General features: G+C 55.9%; 1 rRNA gene. It reads left to right on the top strand.

From position 1 onward, the window contains the following. A 16S ribosomal RNA gene (locus tag KNP76_RS15660) occupies positions 1–522 on the top strand; the annotation flags it as partial. Positions 523–567 lie beyond the last annotated feature (45 nt).

Here is a 567-nt window from a genome sequence, read left to right as displayed (position 1 = left end):
CCTTCCCCTTCGGGGGCAGGGGTGACAGGTGGTGCATGGTTGTCGTCAGCTCGTGTCGTGAGATGTTGGGTTAAGTCCCGCAACGAGCGCAACCCTTGTCCTTAGTTGCCACCATTCAGTTGGGCACTCTAAGGAGACTGCCGGTGACAAACCGGAGGAAGGTGGGGATGACGTCAAATCATCATGCCCCTTATGAGTTGGGCTACACACGTGCTACAATGGACGGTACAAAGGGCAGCGAAGCCGCGAGGTGGAGCCAATCCCAGAAAGCCGTTCTCAGTTCGGATTGCAGGCTGCAACTCGCCTGCATGAAGTCGGAATCGCTAGTAATCGCAGGTCAGCATACTGCGGTGAATACGTTCCCGGGTCTTGTACACACCGCCCGTCACACCACGAGAGTTTGTAACACCCGAAGTCGGTGAGGTAACCTTAGGGAGCCAGCCGCCGAAGGTGGGACAGATGATTGGGGTGAAGTCGTAACAAGGTAGCCGTATCGGAAGGTGCGGCTGGATCACCTCCTTTCTAAGGAAAATGCCCCTGTGGCATTGCCCATCGTTCAGTTTTGAG

This window comes from Exiguobacterium sp. s150, assembly GCF_018618435.1.
In the GTDB taxonomy this organism is placed as follows: Bacteria; Bacillota; Bacilli; order Exiguobacteriales; family Exiguobacteriaceae; genus Exiguobacterium; species Exiguobacterium alkaliphilum.
This window is presented reverse-complemented; position numbering and strand designations above follow the sequence as displayed.